We start from the raw sequence: 19,933 nt of genomic DNA on the forward strand, positions 1-19,933 counted from the left end.
AAATTTGCATGACGGAAGACATCCCAGAACGCGAAGCGCGTTCTTTTGAAACACCTAAAGGGGATACGATTTTTATCACCCAACGTGACGGCGCCTTCTTTGCTTACCAAAACATTTGCCCACATTTGCAAGTTGAACTTGAATTTTTGGAAAACCAGTTTTTAGACCGCGACCAAGAATTTATTGAATGTTCGACCCATGGTGCGCTGTTTATGGTGGAAACAGGTGAATGCATTTCTGGCCCATGCCAAGGCGAAGCACTTGAAAAAGTAGCGATTACCGTGCATTCTGACGGTGGGATTAATCTCACAGAAGAATAATGAAATTGGACGTTCACCATGTATGAGTTGCTACATCACCCTGATTTGATGCTCTTTCATTTCAGCTTATTGACTTTAGTCATACTCAGCATGGTGGAAACCTTAGGCTACTTTTTTAAATCCCGCCCAAGTCATTTTCTCAAAAGGCTCTCACCACAAAAACTGACTGAATCTCCACTGCTGGACGTTAAGTTTTCTAAAGTGCTGATTGTGGTTTTTCTCTTACTTAATTTTAGTGTTGCAGGTTATTTCCTTCAGTTCTGCATCTATGCCAAAGAACAAGCGTTTACTTCGGCTTATTATCTGATTTTGCCCGCACTGATTATTGCAATTTTCTTTACCGTTTTTATGATCCACTGTTTGGATCAAGTTATTAAACCCAGACCAGATAAAAAACAAACCAACTTACTGGGTCGTCTGGCGACCATCTCCAGCGGGAATGCACGCCCTGGTTTTTCGGCTCAAGCTCGCGTTCGCGATGAATATGGTCAGCTACACTATGTGCAAGTTGAACCTGAGTTTGGTGAACTTGAATTTCAGTCACAAATTATTCTCATTCGTTTAAAAAAGTCGCATTACATAGCAAAGAAAATCTCAAAATCCAATCAACTTTTTAGCGGCGAAAGTACGCGCTAAACAAGCACCCCATCTAATCCCATTTCAAGGCTGTACGTCTTTATGAGCAAGTTTATCCTTTACCATGCCTAACCCTGCCAAGATCTTGATACAGCGTCAGCCTCCAACAAACGCCTCACAACGCGTTGTTTAAATCGAACCCTTGCCTCATCTTCTTGCTCAATCTTTTTAAAGTAATCTTTCATTCACAATCCAGCTTCCTACAATTTAAAAATATTTGCGCAAAATAAGATCAGGATGAGAATTTTACTCCCCGTCTCTGCCTTCAAGCTTATATGACACAATAAAAGACTTTTTAAATATTAATTCGATTTTCAACTCCTAATTTCCTTGTGATGTATGCAACAGATCAAATCATCCATGATTCATATCCGTTAAAATCCATCATTTAAAAGCCCTATCACTTTTATTATCTTAAGACGAATTATCAATAAAATAACGATAAACGTTAAATATAAGCATTTTAGTCGGATTTAAAATAAATATATACAAGTATTTTAGTCAGGTATTTAAATATAAACATAAGTAATTTGGTCAACTTTAAAATACAAAAATATTAGTTTATTTTTCATCACATCATTATTTTAAGTATATGTATTTAAAAGACTTAATAATATATTTTTTATTTAAGTTTAAAGACTATTTATCTTTTGTATGTTTTTGTTTAATAATATAAAGCAAGTTAAAAAATAGGCTTTGTGAAATGAGCTTAGTCCCCAAAAATCTCAATCAAAAAGTCACCAGAGAGATTGTGGCCATTTTAATCATTAAGGTGATTATTTTAATGGTCATTAAGAACATCTGGTTTGACGCCCCGACTATTCCTAAAAATTTTGACAATCAAGTTGCTGAGCGTATTGCAGGCAATCCATCCCCAATCAAGGAGACACGTTGATGATATCTGAAAGCGTGGTCGATCTTTCGCGGTTCCAGTTCGCTATGACCGCGATGTATCACTTTATTTTTGTTCCACTTACACTGGGGCTTGCCTTTATTCTTGCCATTATGGAAACCACCTATGTGATTTCAGGTAAAGAAATTTATAAAGACATGACCAAGTTTTGGGGGAAACTCTTCGGTATTAACTTCGCTTTAGGGGTCACTACTGGCTTAACCATGGAGTTCCAGTTCGGGACTAACTGGGCATATTACTCACACTATGTGGGGGATATTTTCGGTGCTCCATTAGCCATTGAAGGATTAATGGCATTCTTCTTAGAATCGACATTCATCGGTCTGTTCTTCTTTGGATGGGATCGCTTATCCAAAGTACAGCACTTATGTGTGACATGGCTGGTTGCACTTGGTTCTAATATGTCTGCCTTATGGATTTTGGTTGCAAATGGTTGGATGCAAAACCCTGTCGGTTCTGTATTTAACTATGAAACCATGCGCATGGAACTGGTAGATTTTGGTGCTCTCATTTTTAACCCAGTTGCGCAGGTAAAATTTGTACATACCGTGTCTGCGGGTTATGTGACAGGCGCTATTTTCGTCCTTGCTATTTCAAGCTACTACTTACTGAAAAAACGCGATATTCCGTTTGCGCGCCGTTCATTTGCCATTGCCGCAATTTTTGGTTTAGCTTCAACACTTTCAGTGATTTTACTGGGCGATGAGTCAGGTTATGAACTGGGTGATGTTCAGAAAACTAAACTCGCGGCCATTGAAGCAGAATGGGATACTCACCCTGCACCGGCACCCTTTACTTTGTTTGGTATTCCAAATAAAGAAACCATGACCACAGATTATGCAGTGAAAATTCCATATGTGATGGGTCTTATTGCAACACGTTCTTTAGACAAAGAAGTGACAGGCATTAAAGATTTGATCGTACAACACGAAGATCGTATTCGTAACGGTATGGTGGCTTACTCACAACTGGAAAAACTACGCGCGGGTGATACTTCTCCAGAGCTAAAAGCTGCCTTTGCTGAAACTCAAAAAGACTTGGGCTATGGCTTACTGCTGAAAAAATACACACCAAATGTAGTTGATGCATCTGAAGATCAAATCAAATCTGCTGCAAAAGACACGATTCCGCACGTACCAAGCTTATTCTGGGCATTCCGTGCCATGGTTGTATCTGGTTTCCTTATGCTGTTGTTATTTGCTTTAGCAACCTTTGCTGTGGCAAAACGCAATGCAGAAAACAAACCATGGTTACTGAAGTTTGCGCTTTTCGCTCTGCCTCTGCCATGGATTGCTGCACAAACAGGTTGGTATGTTGCAGAAGTAGGTCGTCAGCCGTGGACCATTGGTGAAGTTTTACCTACACACTTGTCAGCATCGAGCTTAAGCACAGGTGATGTGTGGGGTTCTATCGCTGCCTTAGCTGCGTTCTATACCGTTCTTTTGATTATTGAAATGTATTTAATGATCAAATTCTCACGTCTTGGTCCAAGTTCGCTTCACACTGGTAAATACCATTTTGAAAAACTTGAAGCAGCTCGTAATGAGGAGACTCAAGCATGATCGAATATGAATTACTCAAAATCATTTGGTGGGTTTTAGTCGGCGTCTTGCTGATTGGCTTTGCCCTCACCGATGGTTTCGATATGGGCTCTATGGCGATCATGCCATTTGTGGGCAAAACAGATGAAGAACGCCGTGCGGCCATCAACACTATTGCTCCGCACTGGGACGGTAACCAAGTTTGGTTCATTACTGCTGGCGGCGCATTGTTTGCCGCATGGCCAATGGTTTATGCAACAGCATTCTCAGGCATGTATTGGGCGCTACTTTTAGTACTGTTTGCCCTATTCTTACGACCTGTAGGTTTTGACTACCGCTCTAAACTACAAAATACCAAATGGCGTACGTCATGGGACTGGGGTTTAGCAGTCGGTGGTGCTGTACCTGCACTGGTCTTCGGTGTGGCATTTGGCAACATGTTCTTAGGCGTGCCATTTAGTTTAGATGACACTGTCCGTTCAACTTATACAGGGAGCTTCTTTGCTCTACTCAACCCATTTGCTTTAGTCTGCGGCCTAGTTAGTTTATCAATGCTGTGTGCACACGGCGGTGCATGGCTCATGCTTCGTACCGATGGTGACTTACGCAGACGCTCAGCACAAGCAACGAAACTTATGGGCATTGTTTATCTCATCTGTTTCTTAGGTGCTGGTGCTTGGTTGTACTTTGGTGGAATCGAAGGTTATACCTTAGTCACTCCATTTGACACCAACGGTGTTGCTAACCCATTGGCAAAAGAAGTCTTGACCAATGCCAACCATGGCTGGATGAACAACTACTCGACTTACCCAATTACCATGATTGCGCCTATCGCAGGTATCTTGGGTGGTTTGATTGTGGTGCTTGCAGCAGGCAAAAACAAAGCGGGCTTTAGCTTCTTAGGTTCAAGTTTAGCGGTCGTGGGTGCAATTTTAACTGCTGGTTTTGCGCTGTTCCCATTCTTAATGCCATCAAGCATTCAACCTGTTGCAAGCTTGACCATGTGGGATGCTGTTTCAAGTAAAACGACGTTAACTGTGATGACAGTTGCGGCATGTATCTTTGTCCCACTCATTTTGTGCTATACCACTTGGTGTTACTACAAAATGTGGGGTGTTATTACCAACACACACATTAAAGAGAATTCACACAGCCTTTACTAAGGCTGTGTCTAAGGAGATCAAATTATGTGGTATTTTGCATGGATTCTCGGCATTTTGATGGCTTGCTTTGCAGGTGTACTCAGTGCTTTGTATATCGAACATCATCAAGACCTTGATGAGGAATAAACCATGACAGACGTTGCTATGGAAAACCAAACTGTAGATAAAAAGCCGAACAAATTTGCGATGCTAATTTCCTGCCTATTGGCCTTTCCACTTGCAGCGGTGTTGTTAGTGCATCCTGCTGCTATGTTGGATGACAATGGTCACTATAGCCACAGTGCGCTGATGTATATCATGATTGGTATCTCAGGTGGCTTTATCCACGGCGTCGGGTTTGTGCCACGCCACTGGATTTGGAAATGGCTGTTTAGCCCGTTTCTATCGTGGCCACTGATGATCTGGGGGTATTACACTTGGTTCTTCAGTTAAATAAAAAAGCCCTCATTGACTGAGGGCTTTTTTATGGTCCGCTATTTGTGGATTCTACATTTCAGCCATGACGCCAATAATGCCATTAATAATCATATCTACCGCAATGGTTCCAATCAGTAAGGCCGACAGTCGCCCGACAATATCAACATAACGGTCAATATATTTGGCATGCTTGTAACGCAAATGGTCATGCGCAAATTTCATTAAAATCATCAAGCCACAGGTCAACGCCAAAGTCAGGAAAATAATCATGGCCGCGCCACTGATTGGCAGTGCCATACCTGTAACCACAGCAGCACTGATGGTTCCTGGACCAATCATAAAAGGCATCGCAATGGTTCCTGCCAAATGCTCAGGCGCACCACGCATTTCACCAATGGTATCTGCCCCCTGAAACACGTAACGATAACCAATCACCAAGAAGATCAGACCACCAAATATTTGAAAGGCTTCAAAGCGTACATTTAAATATTTACTAAAAATCGCTTCTCCGCCCCATGCAAACAGCATAAATACTATAAAGGCAATGAGACAGCCCTGAATCAAGGCCTTATTAAACACTTTAGCTTCGGAGTTCCGAATCATGCCAATCATGTAAATACTCATTAAAAACGGATTCAGCAATGAGAAAAACAAAGCAAAAGCATGTAAATATGAGGTCAACATGGTTCCTCCTAATTATCCTTGAGGGTCTGGAAATAAGGGACGATTCCCCGGACTGATTCGATTGATATGTAAGAAGGTCATGTGACGTTCATAACGATCCAGCACATCATTAATCACTTGCTCTTTGGTATAACCAACAAGGTCGTTGCCTTGAGAACCTTCATACAAATAAGTTTCAAGACGATAATAGAAGCGTTTACCCAGTTTGCCACGTTCACTAAAGGTCGGCGCGATATAACGTACTGGCCAAATTTGATAGACAAAGTTTTGTTCTTCTTCCAAATGAATCATCAAATCTAAATGATACAGATTTGGGTCTTCTTCTAATGCACTCTCTTGAACACTGATGTCGATACCTCGTTTTTGCATTTCCTCTGCAACGGCCATCACCGCAGGTCGGCAAATATCATCGAGCATACGCCGAGTATCAGTTGTTCCTGGATGGTGCATGACTCGGGACAAACGCTTTTTCCAGTTGAGGATGTCGACATTGCCCACCACGGGTGCAGCATTTAAACTGCTACTGGCTTGTCGATAGTCTTCTAACCGCAGTGATTTATACAAACCTGCCATCACCAAGAACATCACAAAACTAAACGGCAACCCCATAATAATCGTGGCATTTTGTAGTGCCGTAATCCCGTTAGCCATCAACATTGCAAGGGTCAATAAACCAATCGCTATGGCCCAGAATACACTCAACCATCGCGGTGCATCATGATCGACATTGGTAAATTGAGTGGTGAAATTACCCAATACCAGTGCACCAGAGTCCGCTGAGGTCACATAAAACAATAAGCCCGTAATTGTGGCTACACCTGCAATAAACGGAAACCATGGATACTGTGCTAGCAAGTCATAAAAACCATGTGCTGGGTTGGCAATCACACTCTGTGCAAGGGCTAAATTACCATCAAAAATCACACTATGTAGTGCACTATTTCCAAATATTGATAACCACGTGAGTGTGAAAAATAAAGGAATAATGAGCGTTCCGCTAACAAACTCACGGATGGTTCGACCACGTGAAATCCGTGCTAAAAACAAACCTACAAATGGTGACCAAGCCACCCACCATGCCCAAAAGAACAATGTCCAACTGTTCATCCATTCTTTTGGTTGTTGAAAAGCAAAACTTTCCAAAGTCATACTTGGAAAACGGTTAATGTAATCCCCAATATTTTGCACAAAAGCATTCAGTAAAAATTCGGTATTGCCTAAAAACAAAATAAATAGCATCAACCCGACAGAAACATAAATATTGATCTCGGAGAGAACTCGCAGTCCCTTATTCACCCCTGAAGTCACTGAAATAATGGTCATTGCCACCGCAACCACAATTAATGCGGTTTGCATCCAGAGGTTTTCAGGTAAATCGAACAACACATGTAAGCCATAGTTCAGCTGTACTACCCCAATCCCGCAGGTTGTCGCAATACCAAAAATAGTCCCAATGACCGCAGCGGTATCAACACTATGACCGATCGGCCCATGAATCTTATTGCCAAAGATCGGATATAAAGCAGAGCGAATAGTCAGTGGTAAGTTATAGCGATAACTAAAATATCCCAATGCCATGCCAATCAAGGCATACATACACCATCCCGTTAATCCATAGTGAAACAGCGTCCACACCATGCCTTGACGTGCAGCCTCTAGGGTCTGCCCCTCACCCACGGGTGGATGCATATAGTGGGATAAAGGTTCCGCTACCGAGAAAAACATCAAATCGATGCCGATCCCAGCTGAGAATAACATTGCAGACCAACTTAAAAGGCTAAATTCAGGCTTGGAATGTTTGGGGCCTAATTTGATGTTGCCATAGCGAGAACAGGCAATAAAAATGACAAAGACCATATACAAGGTCGCTGCGAGTAAGTAATACCAACTAAAAGTTGAACTCACCCACGCCAAGACTGTATTTAAGGTCCGATTAGCAAAGTCATTAAACAAAATGGTGGTAATAGAAAAAATTAAAATAATGAGAGCTGAAATATAAAAGACCACACCATTTAAACGGTCTTTAGGCGCTAATGTTTGATCATCAACTGCTCTTGGATTATCTGTCGCCATACAATCCTCAAGAAAGTAAATAAAAAAAGACAAAAGCCAATTTTTAAACTTCTCGTGGTCGAGAGCTTAAAAATCGACTAACGAAAACGACAGTATTTTTATCAGGAATAAAAATGCTATCTTCTTTAAACCTGAAGGTCTAAATCATTTATGAGGTGCATTTGCTACACAGTTTTAAAATGTGAGCCACCCTTGTTCATCGATATCTCGATAGGAATCCTACACATATCTCCCTTCAACATGACTATAAGAGCTTTCTCAACTCGAAAAAAGTATAAAACCGTAAGCCCATAGCTCATCAGCTCACTTTTCTGAATGATGTTCTGCAATTAAACCCTTATGGCACATCCTTTTGATAAATAAAAAGTTATGTTGAATACTCAAAGCAATTTAGCAGTATTTTGCTTTGAATTTAACCATAAGTGTACTTTTTATTGATTGAACGTTCAATCAATAAAAAGTATCATAAAAAAAATGCTATGATGCTTTCCATGTAAGTTATTGAATCTAACGCCTTTAAATTTAAGGCAAATTGTTCTGGATTGTCATGAATAAACGTAGAGTAAAACCTGAGCATGAGCGCCGTGAAGAAATCATTAATGCTGCCTATGCAGTCATTTATGAAGTGGGCTTATCCAACACCACCATTGCTCAAATTGCGAAAAAAGCACAGCTTTCTACGGGCATTGTGAGTCATTATTTTGGTGATAAACAAGGCCTTATTCACAGTTGCATGCGTCAAATGCTCAATGTCTTAGCTGAAACCACGGCGAGCTATAAAGCAAAGGTGGCGCAGCCCAGTCCAGAACATTTGCTCAAAGCCATTATTGATGCAAACTTTGACATCAGTCAGGTCAACAACACTGCTATGCGGGTTTGGCTGGATTTTTGGTCTGCCAGTATGCACCTACCCGACTTAGGTCGACTGCAACGAATTAATGACCAACGTCTTTATTCAAATTTGAAGTTTCATTTCTTGCAGCTCATGCCAAAGGCCCAAGCAAGCCAAGCCGCTAAAGGGCTAGCAGCACTGATTGATGGCTTATGGTTACGTGGAAGTTTAAGTGGTCATCAAGCATTTGATCGTGATTTGGCACGTTCTATTGCATACGACTATGTCGATATGCAACTTCGCTTAATTCAACAGATACGGCAGGAACAACAAAATGAATAATGTACAGCTTCACTCGCTTTATATTCACGGACAATATTTCAGTGCTACCAGTGGTCAAACCTTTGACAGTATCAATCCTGCTACAGGTCAGGTCATTGCCACTATTCAGCAAGCCTCTAAAGCTGATGTCGATTCAGCCGTACACAGTGCTGTACAAGGACAGCGTGAATGGGCTGCCAAAACAGCGGTCGAACGTGCCCGTATTTTACGTCGTGCAGTCGATATTTTACGCGCTCGTAATGACGAATTAGCACGCCTAGAAACACTGGATACAGGTAAAGCGTTCAGTGAAACCTCTACCGTCGATATTGTCACTGGTGCAGACGTTTTAGAGTACTACGCAGGACTTGCAACTGCCATTCAAGGTGAACAAGTGCCACTACGTGAAAGTAGTTTTTTCTACACGCGCCGTGAACCTTTAGGTGTGGTGGCAGGCATTGGCGCTTGGAATTATCCCATCCAAATTGCACTTTGGAAATCAGCTCCTGCCCTCGCTGCGGGGAATGCCATGATTTTTAAACCCAGCGAAGTGACCCCTCTTACCGCCTTAAAGTTGGCAGAGATCTACACTGAAGCAGGCGTACCTGCTGGTGTTTTCAACGTGGTACAAGGTTTTGGTGCTGAAGTGGGTCAATGGTTGACTGAACACCCAGATATCCAAAAAATTTCGTTCACAGGTGGTGTGGCAACGGGTAAAAAGGTCATGGCCAGTGCTGCGGCTTCTAGTCTCAAAGAAGTCACCATGGAGCTCGGTGGCAAATCACCTCTGATTATTTGTGCCGATGCCAACCTTGACCGCGCAGCAGATATCGCAGTAATGGCGAACTTCTTTAGCTCAGGTCAAGTATGTACCAATGGCACCCGTGTGTTTGTACCACAAACCCTCAAGGCTGCATTTGAACAAGCAGTGATTGAGCGTGTAAAACGTATCCGCATAGGTGACCCTATGCAGGCTGAAACCAACTTTGGACCTTTAGTCAGCTTTCCCCATATGGAAAAAGTCTTGTCTTATATTGAGTCGGGCAAACAACAAGGTGCGACCTTATTGATTGGTGGACAACGTGCCACCGAAGCAGCACTTGCTCACGGTGCATATGTATTACCGACCGTGTTCACCGACTGTCATGACAACATGCACATTGTGCAAGATGAAATCTTTGGTCCGGTGATGAGCATTTTAAGCTATGACAATATTGAAGAAGCCATTCAACGTGCCAACAACACCAGTTATGGTTTAGCCGCAGGTGTGGTCACACAAGATATTTCCCAAGCGCATCGCATTATTCATCAACTTGAGGCAGGGATTTGCTGGATCAATACATGGGGCGAATCCCCTGCTGAAATGCCTGTAGGTGGTTATAAACAGTCAGGGGTCGGACGTGAAAATGGTATCACCACACTTGAACACTATACCCGCATCAAATCAGTTCAAGTTGAACTGGGCGCATACCAAAGTATTTTTTAAAGTCTGAATTTTAGCCATCTAAATCCTTACTTCCTTTTTATTTATTCTTTTTTTCATCCTCAACTCAACATGTGGCCACGTTCTCATGCAACGTGGCCCTGCCATAGAAAAAGGATCATTATGCATTCTCAACACTACGATTATATTATTATTGGCGCAGGCTCAGCAGGTAATGTACTGGCTGCTCGATTAACCGAAGACCCAGATGTTTCGGTACTGTTACTCGAAGCAGGCGGACCTGATTATCGTCTCGACTTCCGTACCCAGATGCCTGCTGCCTTAGCCTATCCCTTGCAAGGGCGTCGTTATAACTGGGCGTATTTAACCGACCCAGAACCTCATATGAATAACCGCCGCATGGAATGTGGTCGCGGCAAAGGCTTAGGCGGCTCATCCCTAATTAATGGCATGTGTTATATCCGTGGAAATGCCATGGACTTCGAACAATGGGCTAGCTTGAAAGGCCTTGAAGACTGGAGCTATGCGGACTGTCTGCCTTACTACAAAAAAGCAGAAACCCGTGATCTCGGTGGCAATGACTATCATGGCGATGCTGGCCCTGTTTCTGTCGCCACGCCTAAAGCAAACAACAATGTTTTATTCCACGCCATGGTTGAAGCTGGTGTGCAAGCAGGCTATCCACGCACTGATGACTTAAATGGTTATCAACAAGAAGGTTTCGGCCCAATGGATCGAACCGTAACCCCTAAGGGTCGACGTTCAAGCACCGCACGTGGCTATTTGGATATGGCCAAAGGTCGCGCGAATCTAAGCATTATTACCCACGCCATGACCAATCAAATTTTGTTTAGTGGCAAACAAGCCATTGGTGTTGAATATATTCAAGGTGCTAATCAAAACAACTTGCTTCAGGTCTATGCCAATAAGGAAGTTCTACTTTGTGCAGGGGCAATTGCATCACCGCAAATTTTGCAACGTTCAGGTGTGGGTTCAAGCACTTTACTTCAATCTCTCGACATTCCAGTCGTGCATGACTTACCGGGTGTCGGTGAAAACCTACAAGACCATTTAGAAATGTACTTACAATATAAGTGCAAGCAACCTGTTTCTCTCTACCCTGCTTTAAAATGGCAAAATCAACCTGTGATTGGTGCAGAGTGGTTGTTTAACGGAACAGGGATTGGAGCAAGCAACCAGTTTGAAGCAGGTGGCTTTATTCGATCATCTAAAGAGTTTGCTTGGCCAAATATTCAATACCACTTCTTGCCTGTTGCGATTAACTATAATGGCAGCAATGCCGTCAAAGAGCATGGCTTCCAAGCCCATGTCGGTTCGATGCGCTCACCTTCACGCGGTCGAGTACAGGTGACATCTAAAAACCCTTTCGATCATCCAAGTATTTTATTTAACTACATGTCGACAGAACAAGACTGGCAGGAATTTCGTGATGCCATCCGTATTACTCGTGAAATCATGCAACAACCTGCGCTTGATCCTTACCGTGGCGAAGAAATCAGTCCCGGAAAAGATGTGAGTAGCGATGCTGAATTAGACGAATTTGTACGCAATCACGCCGAAACGGCTTATCATCCATCCTGTAGTTGTAAAATGGGTGAAGATGATATGGCGGTAGTTGATGGACAAGGTCGTGTGCATGGCCTGCAAAATTTACGTGTGGTGGATGCATCGATTATGCCGCTGATTATCACAGGTAACTTAAATGCAACCACTATTATGATGGCTGAAAAAATCGCGGATCAAATCCGTGGCCGCCCAGCCCTACCTCGCTCTCATGCACCTTTTTATCAAGCTGAAACTGAATAATTTTTAATAGCTCAGCGCCTGACTTTAATTATCTTTAAAATAATAAGGTCAGGTGATTATTCATTTTTTCTTAAACAACAATGCTGAGTTTTGTACAGACAGTGCTATTTCTATTAGCATCCAATTTATTCATTTTAGCTTTTAAAATATTGAATGCCTGTATATATATTCAACATCATTATCTTAATTATCAAATCCTAACAAAAATAAACACCAATAAAAACAATGATTAATCTTACACATCACTCATATTTATAGTTCAACCCAACCCATTTACAATAAAAATTACTAAGTCAATACATATTTAGTCTAAAATATTCATAAATCAGAACTGTGTGATAGGCTCAAAAGTTATATTTTTTGTGCGCTTTTCAGCTTTTAAGTATTACTTCAACTATACCAAGCTGATCATTTATAAGCAGCTCTATCATTCTTCTTATTTTTATTCTATTCGCTATAAAGCGATCCAAAACCTGCTCCCCAAGGTCATAATCGCATGAACAAATTTTTAAAATACCTTTTGGTATTGATCGTACTGCTTATTATTGCAGTCGTAATTTTCTTATTTAGACCCATCACGTCTAAAAAAATCCAAACCACCAGCAATGAGCCTGTTGTTGACGCAGTCTTAGTCGGCGGTGGGATCATGAGTGCAACTTTAGGCACATATCTAAGCGAGCTTGAGCCAAACTGGCAAATTCGCATGTATGAACGCCTAGACAATGTTGCACAAGAAAGCTCAAACGGCTTCAACAATGCTGGTACAGGCCACTCTGGCTTTATGGAAATGAACTATACCTCTGAAAAAGATGGAAAAATGGACATTTCTAAAGCTGTGAACGTTGCGGAACAATTTGAAGTTGCAAAACAGTTCTGGTCTTATCAGGTGAAAGAAGGCGTTTTGGGTCAACCAAATAGCTTTATCAATCCTGTACCGCACATTGCCTTCGTTTGGGGCGATAACGTGAATTTCCTCGAAAAACGTTACGCTGCAATGGTTAAAAACCCAATGTTCTATGGCATGAAATTCTCTGAGAATCCTGCTGAAATTAAACAATGGGCGCCATTGGTAATGAATGGCCGTGATGCTGCACAAAAAGTAGCCGCAACACGCATGGATGTCGGTTCGGATGTGAACTATGGTTCGATCACCACTCAATTGGTCGATCACCTTAAAAAACAATCTAACTTCAAACTACAAACATCGACTGAAGTGACTGGCATTAGCCAAAACGATGATAAAACGTGGACCGTTGCATTTAAAAACCTCACTACAGGTAAAACAGATCACGTGAAAACGCGCTTTGTCTTCATTGGTGCAGGCGGTGCAGCGGTTAAACTTTTACAAATGACAGGCTTACCAGAAGCGAAGCAATATGCTGGCTTCCCTGTAGGTGGCGTGTTCTTAATGACCGACAACCCGAAAGTCACTGAAGGTCATACTGCAAAAGTTTATGGTCGTGCTGAATTAGGCGCACCCCCAATGTCTGTTCCACATATTGATACACGTTATATCGACGGTAAAAAATATGTGTTGTTTGGTCCATTTGCGACTTATTCAAATAAGTTCTTAAAACAAGGTTCTCAGCTTGATTTATTGAAATCAACCACGAAGAACAACGTTTTACCAATGACTGCTGTGGGTATGGAAAATCTTGATTTGGTGAAATACTTAGTTAGCCAAGTCATGATGACCGATGCTGACCGTTTTAATGAGTTGAAAAAATATTACCCTGATGCAAAACCAGAAGACTGGCGCATGAATCAAGGTGGTCAACGTGTTCAAATCATTAAGAAAGAACCAGGTAAACCTGCAAGCTTGCAATTTGGTACCGAGATTTTTGCGTCACAAGACGGTGCTGTGACTGCCCTATTAGGTGCTTCACCAGGTGCTTCAACTTCTCCTTATATTATGTTGAGCTTGCTTGAGAAAGCATTCCCACAACACGTAGAAGGTAAATGGAATCCGAAATTACATGAAATTGTAAAATCGTATCAACAAGAACTCAGCACTAATCCTGTTCTTCTTGACCAAGTTCGCCAGTACACCAGCACAACACTAGGTTTGAAATATACACCTATGGCTAAGGCTGCAAATGACGAAACTATTGCGGTAGCAAAAGCACAGTAATCTGCTTTAAACCCTAAAAAGGATGGACTTTGCACCATCCTTTTTTTAATTCATATTTGAAACTATTCTGTTTATGTCGCTTTTCCATTCCGACGCTTTTTTGGCTTTTCGTTCACGTGATTTTTCACTTCTGAGTGTCAATCAGTTGTGCTTAATTCTAGCCATCATGATTCAAGAAGTCGTCATTGCCTATAGCGTCTACCAACTCACTCAGAACCCACTCAGCCTTGGCATGATTGCATTAATTGAGTTACTTCCCTTTATTTGCCTCTCCCTGATTAGTGGCGACTGGGCTGACCGCTATAACCGACAAAAAATTGTGCAGTGGAGTTTTAGCTGTAGCACTTTAATTCCATTATTATTTATTGTTCTTTTTTCTCAGTACCAACAACAGCACATTCAACAAAATACACTTTTATGCGGCATTTATAGCCTCATCTTTTGCTTAGGCATACTTAGAGGCATTTACAGCCCATCTTTTAATTCATTACGCCCTTTTCTAACCCCCGAGTCAGCCTATAGCAATGCAGCCACATGGACCGCGCTCATTTGGCAAATGGGCGGTATTTTAGCACCCTTATGCGCAGGGCTTTTACTCGGCCAACTTGGGCTTGAAAAAACCCTCTTGATTGTTTTTTTCTTGTGTTGCGTGGGTAGCATCTGCTTATTCGGATTAAGCGCTCGTGACTTCCCTAGCACGCATAAACAACATTTAAGCAAAAGTTTGAAAGAAGCCTATTTGTTTATTTTTAAACATCCACTGATGTTTTGGAGTATGTTGCTGGATCTCAGCGCCATGCTTTTTTGTAGTGTCATTATCTTACTGCCTATTTTTGCACACGATATCCTTCATCTAGGCGTTGAAGGCTTAGGTATACTCAGAGCAGCACCAGCCATTGGCGCCTGTATCATGATGTTGATGTTGACCTGTTATTCTCCGATGCAAAATGCATGGAGAAACATGCTCTATAGTAGTTTTGCAATTGCTTTATGCACTTTAGCCTTTGCATTATCCTCCTATGCTTGGCTCTCAGTCTTCTTCCTTGTTTTGATCGGTGCCTTTGATAGTATCAGCATGATCATTCGACAAACTTTATTACAGCAACTCCCCCCAAAAGCACTATTAGGACGTGTAGCCGCTTTAAATGGCATCTTAGTGACTTCAGGCAATCAACTCGGCGCCCTACACACAAGCCTGATGACGCGCTATTTTTCGGTAGTGCCAGCAGCACTTATTGGCGGGACGCTGTGTTTAATGATCTGTGGTCTAAGTTCTACTCGTACGCGACATTTATTCAAACCATCTACAACACAACAAAAACATGCCACCGCCGCAAGAAGCGAATAGCATGTTAAGCTTCAAATCCTCTTTTAATACGATGTGAGTTTTCAATAGAGCAAATTATGAAACAAATTCTCCCCTTTTCACACACACTCTATGTCAAACTCTATGCTTTCGTACTATCCGTGTTGTTGGCTTATTGCCTATTCAATGCAATCTATAATGTGATTATTGGTGGAAAAAGCGCGTACCTTTTCAGTAGTCTGATTTTAATATTTCAAACCATTAATGTTTTTAAAACATCTGCAAATAAAAAGATCTATAGCTACATGGGATTGATTGGACTCATTTTAAGTCTGGTTTATCTCAATCATTGGATGTTTCTTTCTCAGCCTGAAAGTATTGCCATTCTTCCCTCAGTCATACTCACCTTACTTAGCTTAGGCTATTTTTCACAGCAACATTCTCGTTTAAATCTATTGAAGGGAGCTTTAATTTTTGGGCTTTTAGTACTGGCCTATACGCAATACCATGACTTGAACACTCTGCAAAACTATTATGACAGCCTGCATACAGGCGAAACATGGCAACAATATGGTGCTTTATAAAGATCAAAAAAACGTTAGAGTTTTCCTCTTATTTTAAACACAAAAAAGCCAGCAATACCGCTGGCTTGATTCTTTTAAACTTTAGCGATGAGTATGAATTGACATCACAATTCCCATGCTGGCCAGCATGGTAATCACCGCGGTTCCACCATAACTCATCAGTGGCAATGGATCACCTGTTACAGGTAAAATCCCGCTCACCATCCCCGAGTTTAACAATACAAAGAAAAAGAACGTTAAACCCACAGCACCCGCATATAAACGCCCAAAATTATGGAAGCTGTTCATACCAATAATCAAACAACGAATGATAATGGCCGCAAACAAACTAAACAGTAAGAATACCCCAATAAAGCCAAACTCTTCCGCATACGTTGACATAATGAAGTCGGTATGGTGCTCAGGTAAATACCCTAAATGTGACTGTGTGCCTTCTGTGAAACCCTTCCCCATTAAGCCACCTGAACCAATGGCAATTTTGGATTGGATAATATTCCAACCGGCACCCAATGCATCTGACTCTGGGTCAAATAAAGTGAGCACTCGCTTTTTTTGGTACTCTTGCAAAAAGAACATCCAAAGTAAGGGAGCGACAACAGCTAACGCACCACAGGCCAAAGCAATAAGCCGCCAAGAAATACCGCTGAGGAAAATGACGCACACACCAGGAATCAAGAGACCTAGGTTTAAGTCGGGCTGTAAAGCTGCCAATAAAAACGGCAGCATCATAATGCCCAACGAAATCACAATATGCATAAACTTAGGCGGGAATGCACGACCTGCAAAGTACCATGCCATCATCAAAGGCATGGCAAACTTCATAAACTCAGAAGGCTGCATACTACCAATACCGGGTAGACTAATCCAACGTCTAGCTCCCATGCGGGTTTCGCCCACCACCAAGACCAATACCATTAAAATCACAGCAAAGATGAAAAAATAAGGACTAATAGCCTGATAGACTTTGGGTGGGATTTGCGCACAGATAATCATCACAATGAAGCCCACAGCAAAGCTTGTGGCTTGGCGAAACACCATACCCATATCTTGCGCTGAAGCACTATAAATGACCAACAATCCCAACACGGCATTTAAAATCAGAAAGCATAAAAGCCATGGATCTAAATGTAATTTAGCCCAGCGAGATGAGTCATGTTTAATGCTTCTACCGTCACGTAAAGACTGACGTAAAAAACGATACTGCTGTGATGGTATCATTTGCGTAAATTGAATGAGCTAAAGACAGGGCAAATTATAAGTTCAAAGTGTTTTAGATAACATCATTCAAACCCATATTTCTGTAGTTTTAGCTCAATAAATCTAAATAATTTTTATTGTGCCGCCAAAATCAGGCGCGCAAGCTCAAGGTCATCTGGATAGGTAATTTTAATATTATCGGAGCGCCCTTGTACGACTTGAACCTTTTCACCAACAAACTCTAAAGCACTGGCTTCATCAGTAATTAAGGCTTGTACCTCTAGTGCATGCTCAATTGCTTTCTTCAGTACCCCCAGTTTAGCAATCTGCGGAGTTTGCGCCTGCCAAAGCTGTGAACGGTCAACGGTTTCTTGAATATCTTGCGCTGAGATCACACGCTTTAAAGTATCTCTAACAGGGATAGCTAAAATTGCCCCTGTATTGGACTGAATAGCAGTACCAATCAGTTTTAATAAACAATCCCGCGTTACACATGGACGTGCAGCATCATGCACAAAGACCCAGTCATCCGCATCAGCGATTGTGGAAAGATAATTGAGCGCATTAAGCACTGAGTCTACACGCTCAGCACCACCTTCACAAAAATGTGCTTTTTCCATGTTGGTAAAAGGCAAACTTTGAGCGACATCATCATCTGAACCAATCGCCAAAACATAGCCCTGCAAGGGCAATTGATTAAGACGTAAAACCGTATGTTCAAGTACGGTCTTTTGTCCAATCATTTGATATTGTTTTAGTTCAGTTTTAGAAAAGCGACTACCCGAGCCAGCAGCAGGAATAATAGCCCACAATTTATGGGGTAGCTGGAGGGGTTTCAGGCTCATCGTCTTCATTGGTTCGCAAATCAATTTGGGCGTTAGGATCAATATAAACAGGCTTATATTGAGTACTGATGGTACTCATTTGAATAAACGTTTCTCGAGGTTTGATTAAACCTAAGTCCAAGCGCGCATGCTCTTCAATGGCTTCAATACCATTTTTCAAATCATACACTTCTGCCGCCAAGACACGATTACGTTCTTTTAAGTCGTTATTAATTTCAGTTTGTTGTTGGATTTTTTGTGTGAGTTGTAAATGGTCTTGATAACCACCCTCACCAAACCAGTATAAATACTGAAACCCTGCGATCAAAATGATCGCAAGGCCTAGTAGTACTTTACTCATCAACGAGTCGAATACATTGAACATTGACATCAGTCGCTTAGTTTAAACCTTTAAACTCAGCTTTACCGCGGTAAGCAGCATTTGTCAATTCTTCAATACGAAGCAATTGGTTGTATTTCGCTACACGGTCAGAACGGCAAAGTGAACCTGTCTTGATTTGACCAGCAGCAGTACCTACCGCAAGATCCGCAATCGTTGAATCTTCAGTTTCGCCAGAACGGTGTGAAATCACTGTAGAGTAACCATTTTCTTTCGCAAGATAGATTGCATCTAGAGTTTCAGTCAACGTACCAATTTGGTTGTACTTGATTAAGATAGAGTTACCTACTTTCTCATTAATACCACGTTGAAGGATTTTCGGGTTTGTAACGAACAAGTCATCACCCACCAACTGGATTTTGTCGCCAAGGATAGATGTCAAGTAAGACCAACCTTCCCAATCCGACTCATCCAAACCATCTTCAATTGAGATAATTGGATATTGGTTGACAAGGCCTGCTAAATAATCAGAGAACTGGTTGCTTGTGAATGCTTTATTGCCTTCACCTGCAAGGATGTATTGACCATTTTTGTAAAATTCTGAAGATGCACAGTCAAGCGCAAGCATAATATCAGAACCCGCTTTGTAGCCAGTTTGACCAATCGCTTCAAGAATAACTGTGATTGCTTCTTCGTTTGAACGCAAGTTCGGTGCAAAACCACCTTCATCACCTACAGCAGTATTTAAACCCTTTTTGTTTAAAACTGATTTTAGAGAATGGAAGATTTCAGCACCTGCACGTAATGCTTCAGAGAATGAATTGAAGCCCACAGGCTCAATCATGAACTCTTGAATATCTACATTGTTGTCTGCATGCGAACCACCATTGATGATGTTCATCATTGGTACAGGCATAGTCAAAATGGTTTGACCGCGTAAGTCTGCGATGTATTGAAATAGAGGAATTTTCTTTTCATCGGCAGCAGCACGTGCAGCAGCTAGTGATACCGCTAAAGTTGCATTCGCACCCAATTTTTCTTTGTTTTCAGTACCATCAAGTTCGATCATCGTGTTATCGATGTCTTTTTGTTCAAATACTGACTTGCCCACTAAAGCATCACGGATAATCGTGTTTACGTTGTTAACCGCAGTTTTAACACCTTTACCCAAATAGCGTGCTTTGTCGCCATCACGAAGTTCTAAAGCTTCACGAGAACCAGTTGAAGCACCAGATGGTGCACATGCACGGCCAACTACGCCAGATGCTAAGATTACGTCTGCTTCGATGGTTGGGTTACCACGAGAGTCCAAAATTTCACGTGCACGAATGTCAACGATTTGGCTCATGAACAATTCCTCAGTTGATTAATAACGAGATG

19 protein-coding genes are annotated in these 19,933 nt (G+C 41.7%); 13 read left to right on the forward strand and 6 right to left on the reverse strand.

What is annotated here, in order from left to right:
• The first annotated feature begins 8 nt into the window (after positions 1-8).
• The 7 genes from AC4CUX_RS17960 (at position 9) to AC4CUX_RS17990 (ending at position 5,005) form a co-directional block, all read left to right on the forward strand.
• Positions 9-320, forward strand: coding sequence for a Rieske (2Fe-2S) protein (locus AC4CUX_RS17960; protein WP_005401066.1), 312 nt, complete (start codon positions 9-11; stop codon positions 318-320).
• 18 nt (positions 321-338) lie between these two features.
• Complete coding sequence (locus tag AC4CUX_RS17965) at positions 339-956, forward strand: OB-fold-containig protein (RefSeq protein WP_010326962.1); 618 nt, start codon at positions 339-341, stop codon at positions 954-956.
• A 703-nt stretch (positions 957-1,659) separates the two neighbouring features.
• The gene (gene cydP, locus AC4CUX_RS17970) at positions 1,660-1,851 is read left to right on the forward strand and encodes a cytochrome oxidase putative small subunit CydP (RefSeq protein WP_004696660.1); all 192 of its coding nucleotides are present in this window, start codon (positions 1,660-1,662) and stop codon (positions 1,849-1,851) included.
• Entirely contained in the window at positions 1,851-3,431 is a 1,581-nt protein-coding gene (locus AC4CUX_RS17975; RefSeq protein ID WP_004696658.1) for a cytochrome ubiquinol oxidase subunit I, read from the forward strand. The genes cydP and AC4CUX_RS17975 overlap by 1 nt, the downstream gene beginning before the upstream one ends.
• Complete coding sequence (gene cydB, locus AC4CUX_RS17980) at positions 3,428-4,573, forward strand: cytochrome d ubiquinol oxidase subunit II (RefSeq protein ID WP_004981849.1); 1,146 nt, start codon at positions 3,428-3,430, stop codon at positions 4,571-4,573. The genes AC4CUX_RS17975 and cydB overlap by 4 nt, the downstream gene beginning before the upstream one ends.
• A gap of 24 nt (positions 4,574-4,597) precedes the next feature.
• Entirely contained in the window at positions 4,598-4,699 is a 102-nt protein-coding gene (gene cydX, locus AC4CUX_RS17985; protein WP_002120988.1) for a cytochrome bd-I oxidase subunit CydX, read from the forward strand.
• A 3-nt stretch (positions 4,700-4,702) separates the two neighbouring features.
• Positions 4,703-5,005: a cyd operon YbgE family protein gene (locus AC4CUX_RS17990; RefSeq protein WP_004696655.1), complete on the forward strand. Its 303-nt coding sequence runs from the start codon at positions 4,703-4,705 to the stop codon at positions 5,003-5,005.
• Positions 5,006-5,059: 54 nt separating this feature from the next.
• Here AC4CUX_RS17990 and AC4CUX_RS17995 read toward each other — a convergent pair whose 3' ends face one another.
• Complete coding sequence (locus AC4CUX_RS17995) at positions 5,060-5,674, reverse strand: MarC family protein (protein ID WP_004981851.1); 615 nt, start codon at positions 5,672-5,674, stop codon at positions 5,060-5,062.
• Positions 5,675-5,686: 12 nt separating this feature from the next.
• The gene (locus AC4CUX_RS18000) at positions 5,687-7,747 is read right to left on the reverse strand and encodes a choline transporter (protein WP_067767122.1); all 2,061 of its coding nucleotides are present in this window, start codon (positions 7,745-7,747) and stop codon (positions 5,687-5,689) included.
• A gap of 547 nt (positions 7,748-8,294) precedes the next feature.
• Between AC4CUX_RS18000 and betI the strand changes: the two genes are divergently transcribed.
• The 6 genes from betI (at position 8,295) to AC4CUX_RS18030 (ending at position 16,192) form a co-directional block, all read left to right on the forward strand.
• On the forward strand, positions 8,295-8,921 hold the full coding sequence (betI, locus tag AC4CUX_RS18005; RefSeq protein WP_151836128.1) for a transcriptional regulator BetI: 627 nt from the start codon (positions 8,295-8,297) through the stop codon (positions 8,919-8,921).
• Entirely contained in the window at positions 8,914-10,386 is a 1,473-nt protein-coding gene (betB, locus tag AC4CUX_RS18010; protein WP_348959669.1) for a betaine-aldehyde dehydrogenase, read from the forward strand. The genes betI and betB overlap by 8 nt, the downstream gene beginning before the upstream one ends.
• 120 nt (positions 10,387-10,506) lie before the next feature.
• Positions 10,507-12,171: a choline dehydrogenase gene (gene betA, locus AC4CUX_RS18015; protein ID WP_348959670.1), complete on the forward strand. Its 1,665-nt coding sequence runs from the start codon at positions 10,507-10,509 to the stop codon at positions 12,169-12,171.
• A gap of 496 nt (positions 12,172-12,667) precedes the next feature.
• The gene (mqo, locus tag AC4CUX_RS18020) at positions 12,668-14,302 is read left to right on the forward strand and encodes a malate dehydrogenase (quinone) (RefSeq protein ID WP_236770011.1); all 1,635 of its coding nucleotides are present in this window, start codon (positions 12,668-12,670) and stop codon (positions 14,300-14,302) included.
• A gap of 73 nt (positions 14,303-14,375) precedes the next feature.
• Entirely contained in the window at positions 14,376-15,650 is a 1,275-nt protein-coding gene (locus tag AC4CUX_RS18025; RefSeq protein WP_490792588.1) for an MFS transporter, read from the forward strand.
• A gap of 56 nt (positions 15,651-15,706) precedes the next feature.
• Complete coding sequence (locus AC4CUX_RS18030) at positions 15,707-16,192, forward strand: hypothetical protein (protein ID WP_490792589.1); 486 nt, start codon at positions 15,707-15,709, stop codon at positions 16,190-16,192.
• 81 nt (positions 16,193-16,273) lie between these two features.
• On the opposite strand, the gene rodA is transcribed toward AC4CUX_RS18030, so the two are convergent.
• From rodA to eno, 4 genes are all read right to left on the reverse strand, one after another.
• A complete protein-coding gene (gene rodA, locus AC4CUX_RS18035) occupies positions 16,274-17,410 on the reverse strand; it encodes a rod shape-determining protein RodA (RefSeq protein ID WP_004696637.1) in 1,137 nt (378 codons plus the stop codon).
• A gap of 113 nt (positions 17,411-17,523) precedes the next feature.
• Positions 17,524-18,234, reverse strand: coding sequence for a 2-C-methyl-D-erythritol 4-phosphate cytidylyltransferase (gene ispD, locus AC4CUX_RS18040; protein WP_490792590.1), 711 nt, complete (start codon positions 18,232-18,234; stop codon positions 17,524-17,526).
• Positions 18,203-18,604 carry a septum formation initiator family protein gene (locus AC4CUX_RS18045; protein ID WP_010326966.1) on the reverse strand — a complete coding sequence of 134 codons (402 nt, stop codon included), beginning with the start codon at positions 18,602-18,604 and terminating at the stop codon, positions 18,203-18,205. Before AC4CUX_RS18045 ends, ispD begins: the two co-directional genes overlap by 32 nt.
• 7 nt (positions 18,605-18,611) lie before the next feature.
• Complete coding sequence (eno, locus tag AC4CUX_RS18050; protein ID WP_490792591.1) at positions 18,612-19,901, reverse strand: phosphopyruvate hydratase; 1,290 nt, start codon at positions 19,899-19,901, stop codon at positions 18,612-18,614.
• Between the last annotated feature and the right edge of the window lie 32 nt (positions 19,902-19,933).

The sequence above is a fragment of the Acinetobacter sp. 231_lipA genome (assembly GCF_058243005.1).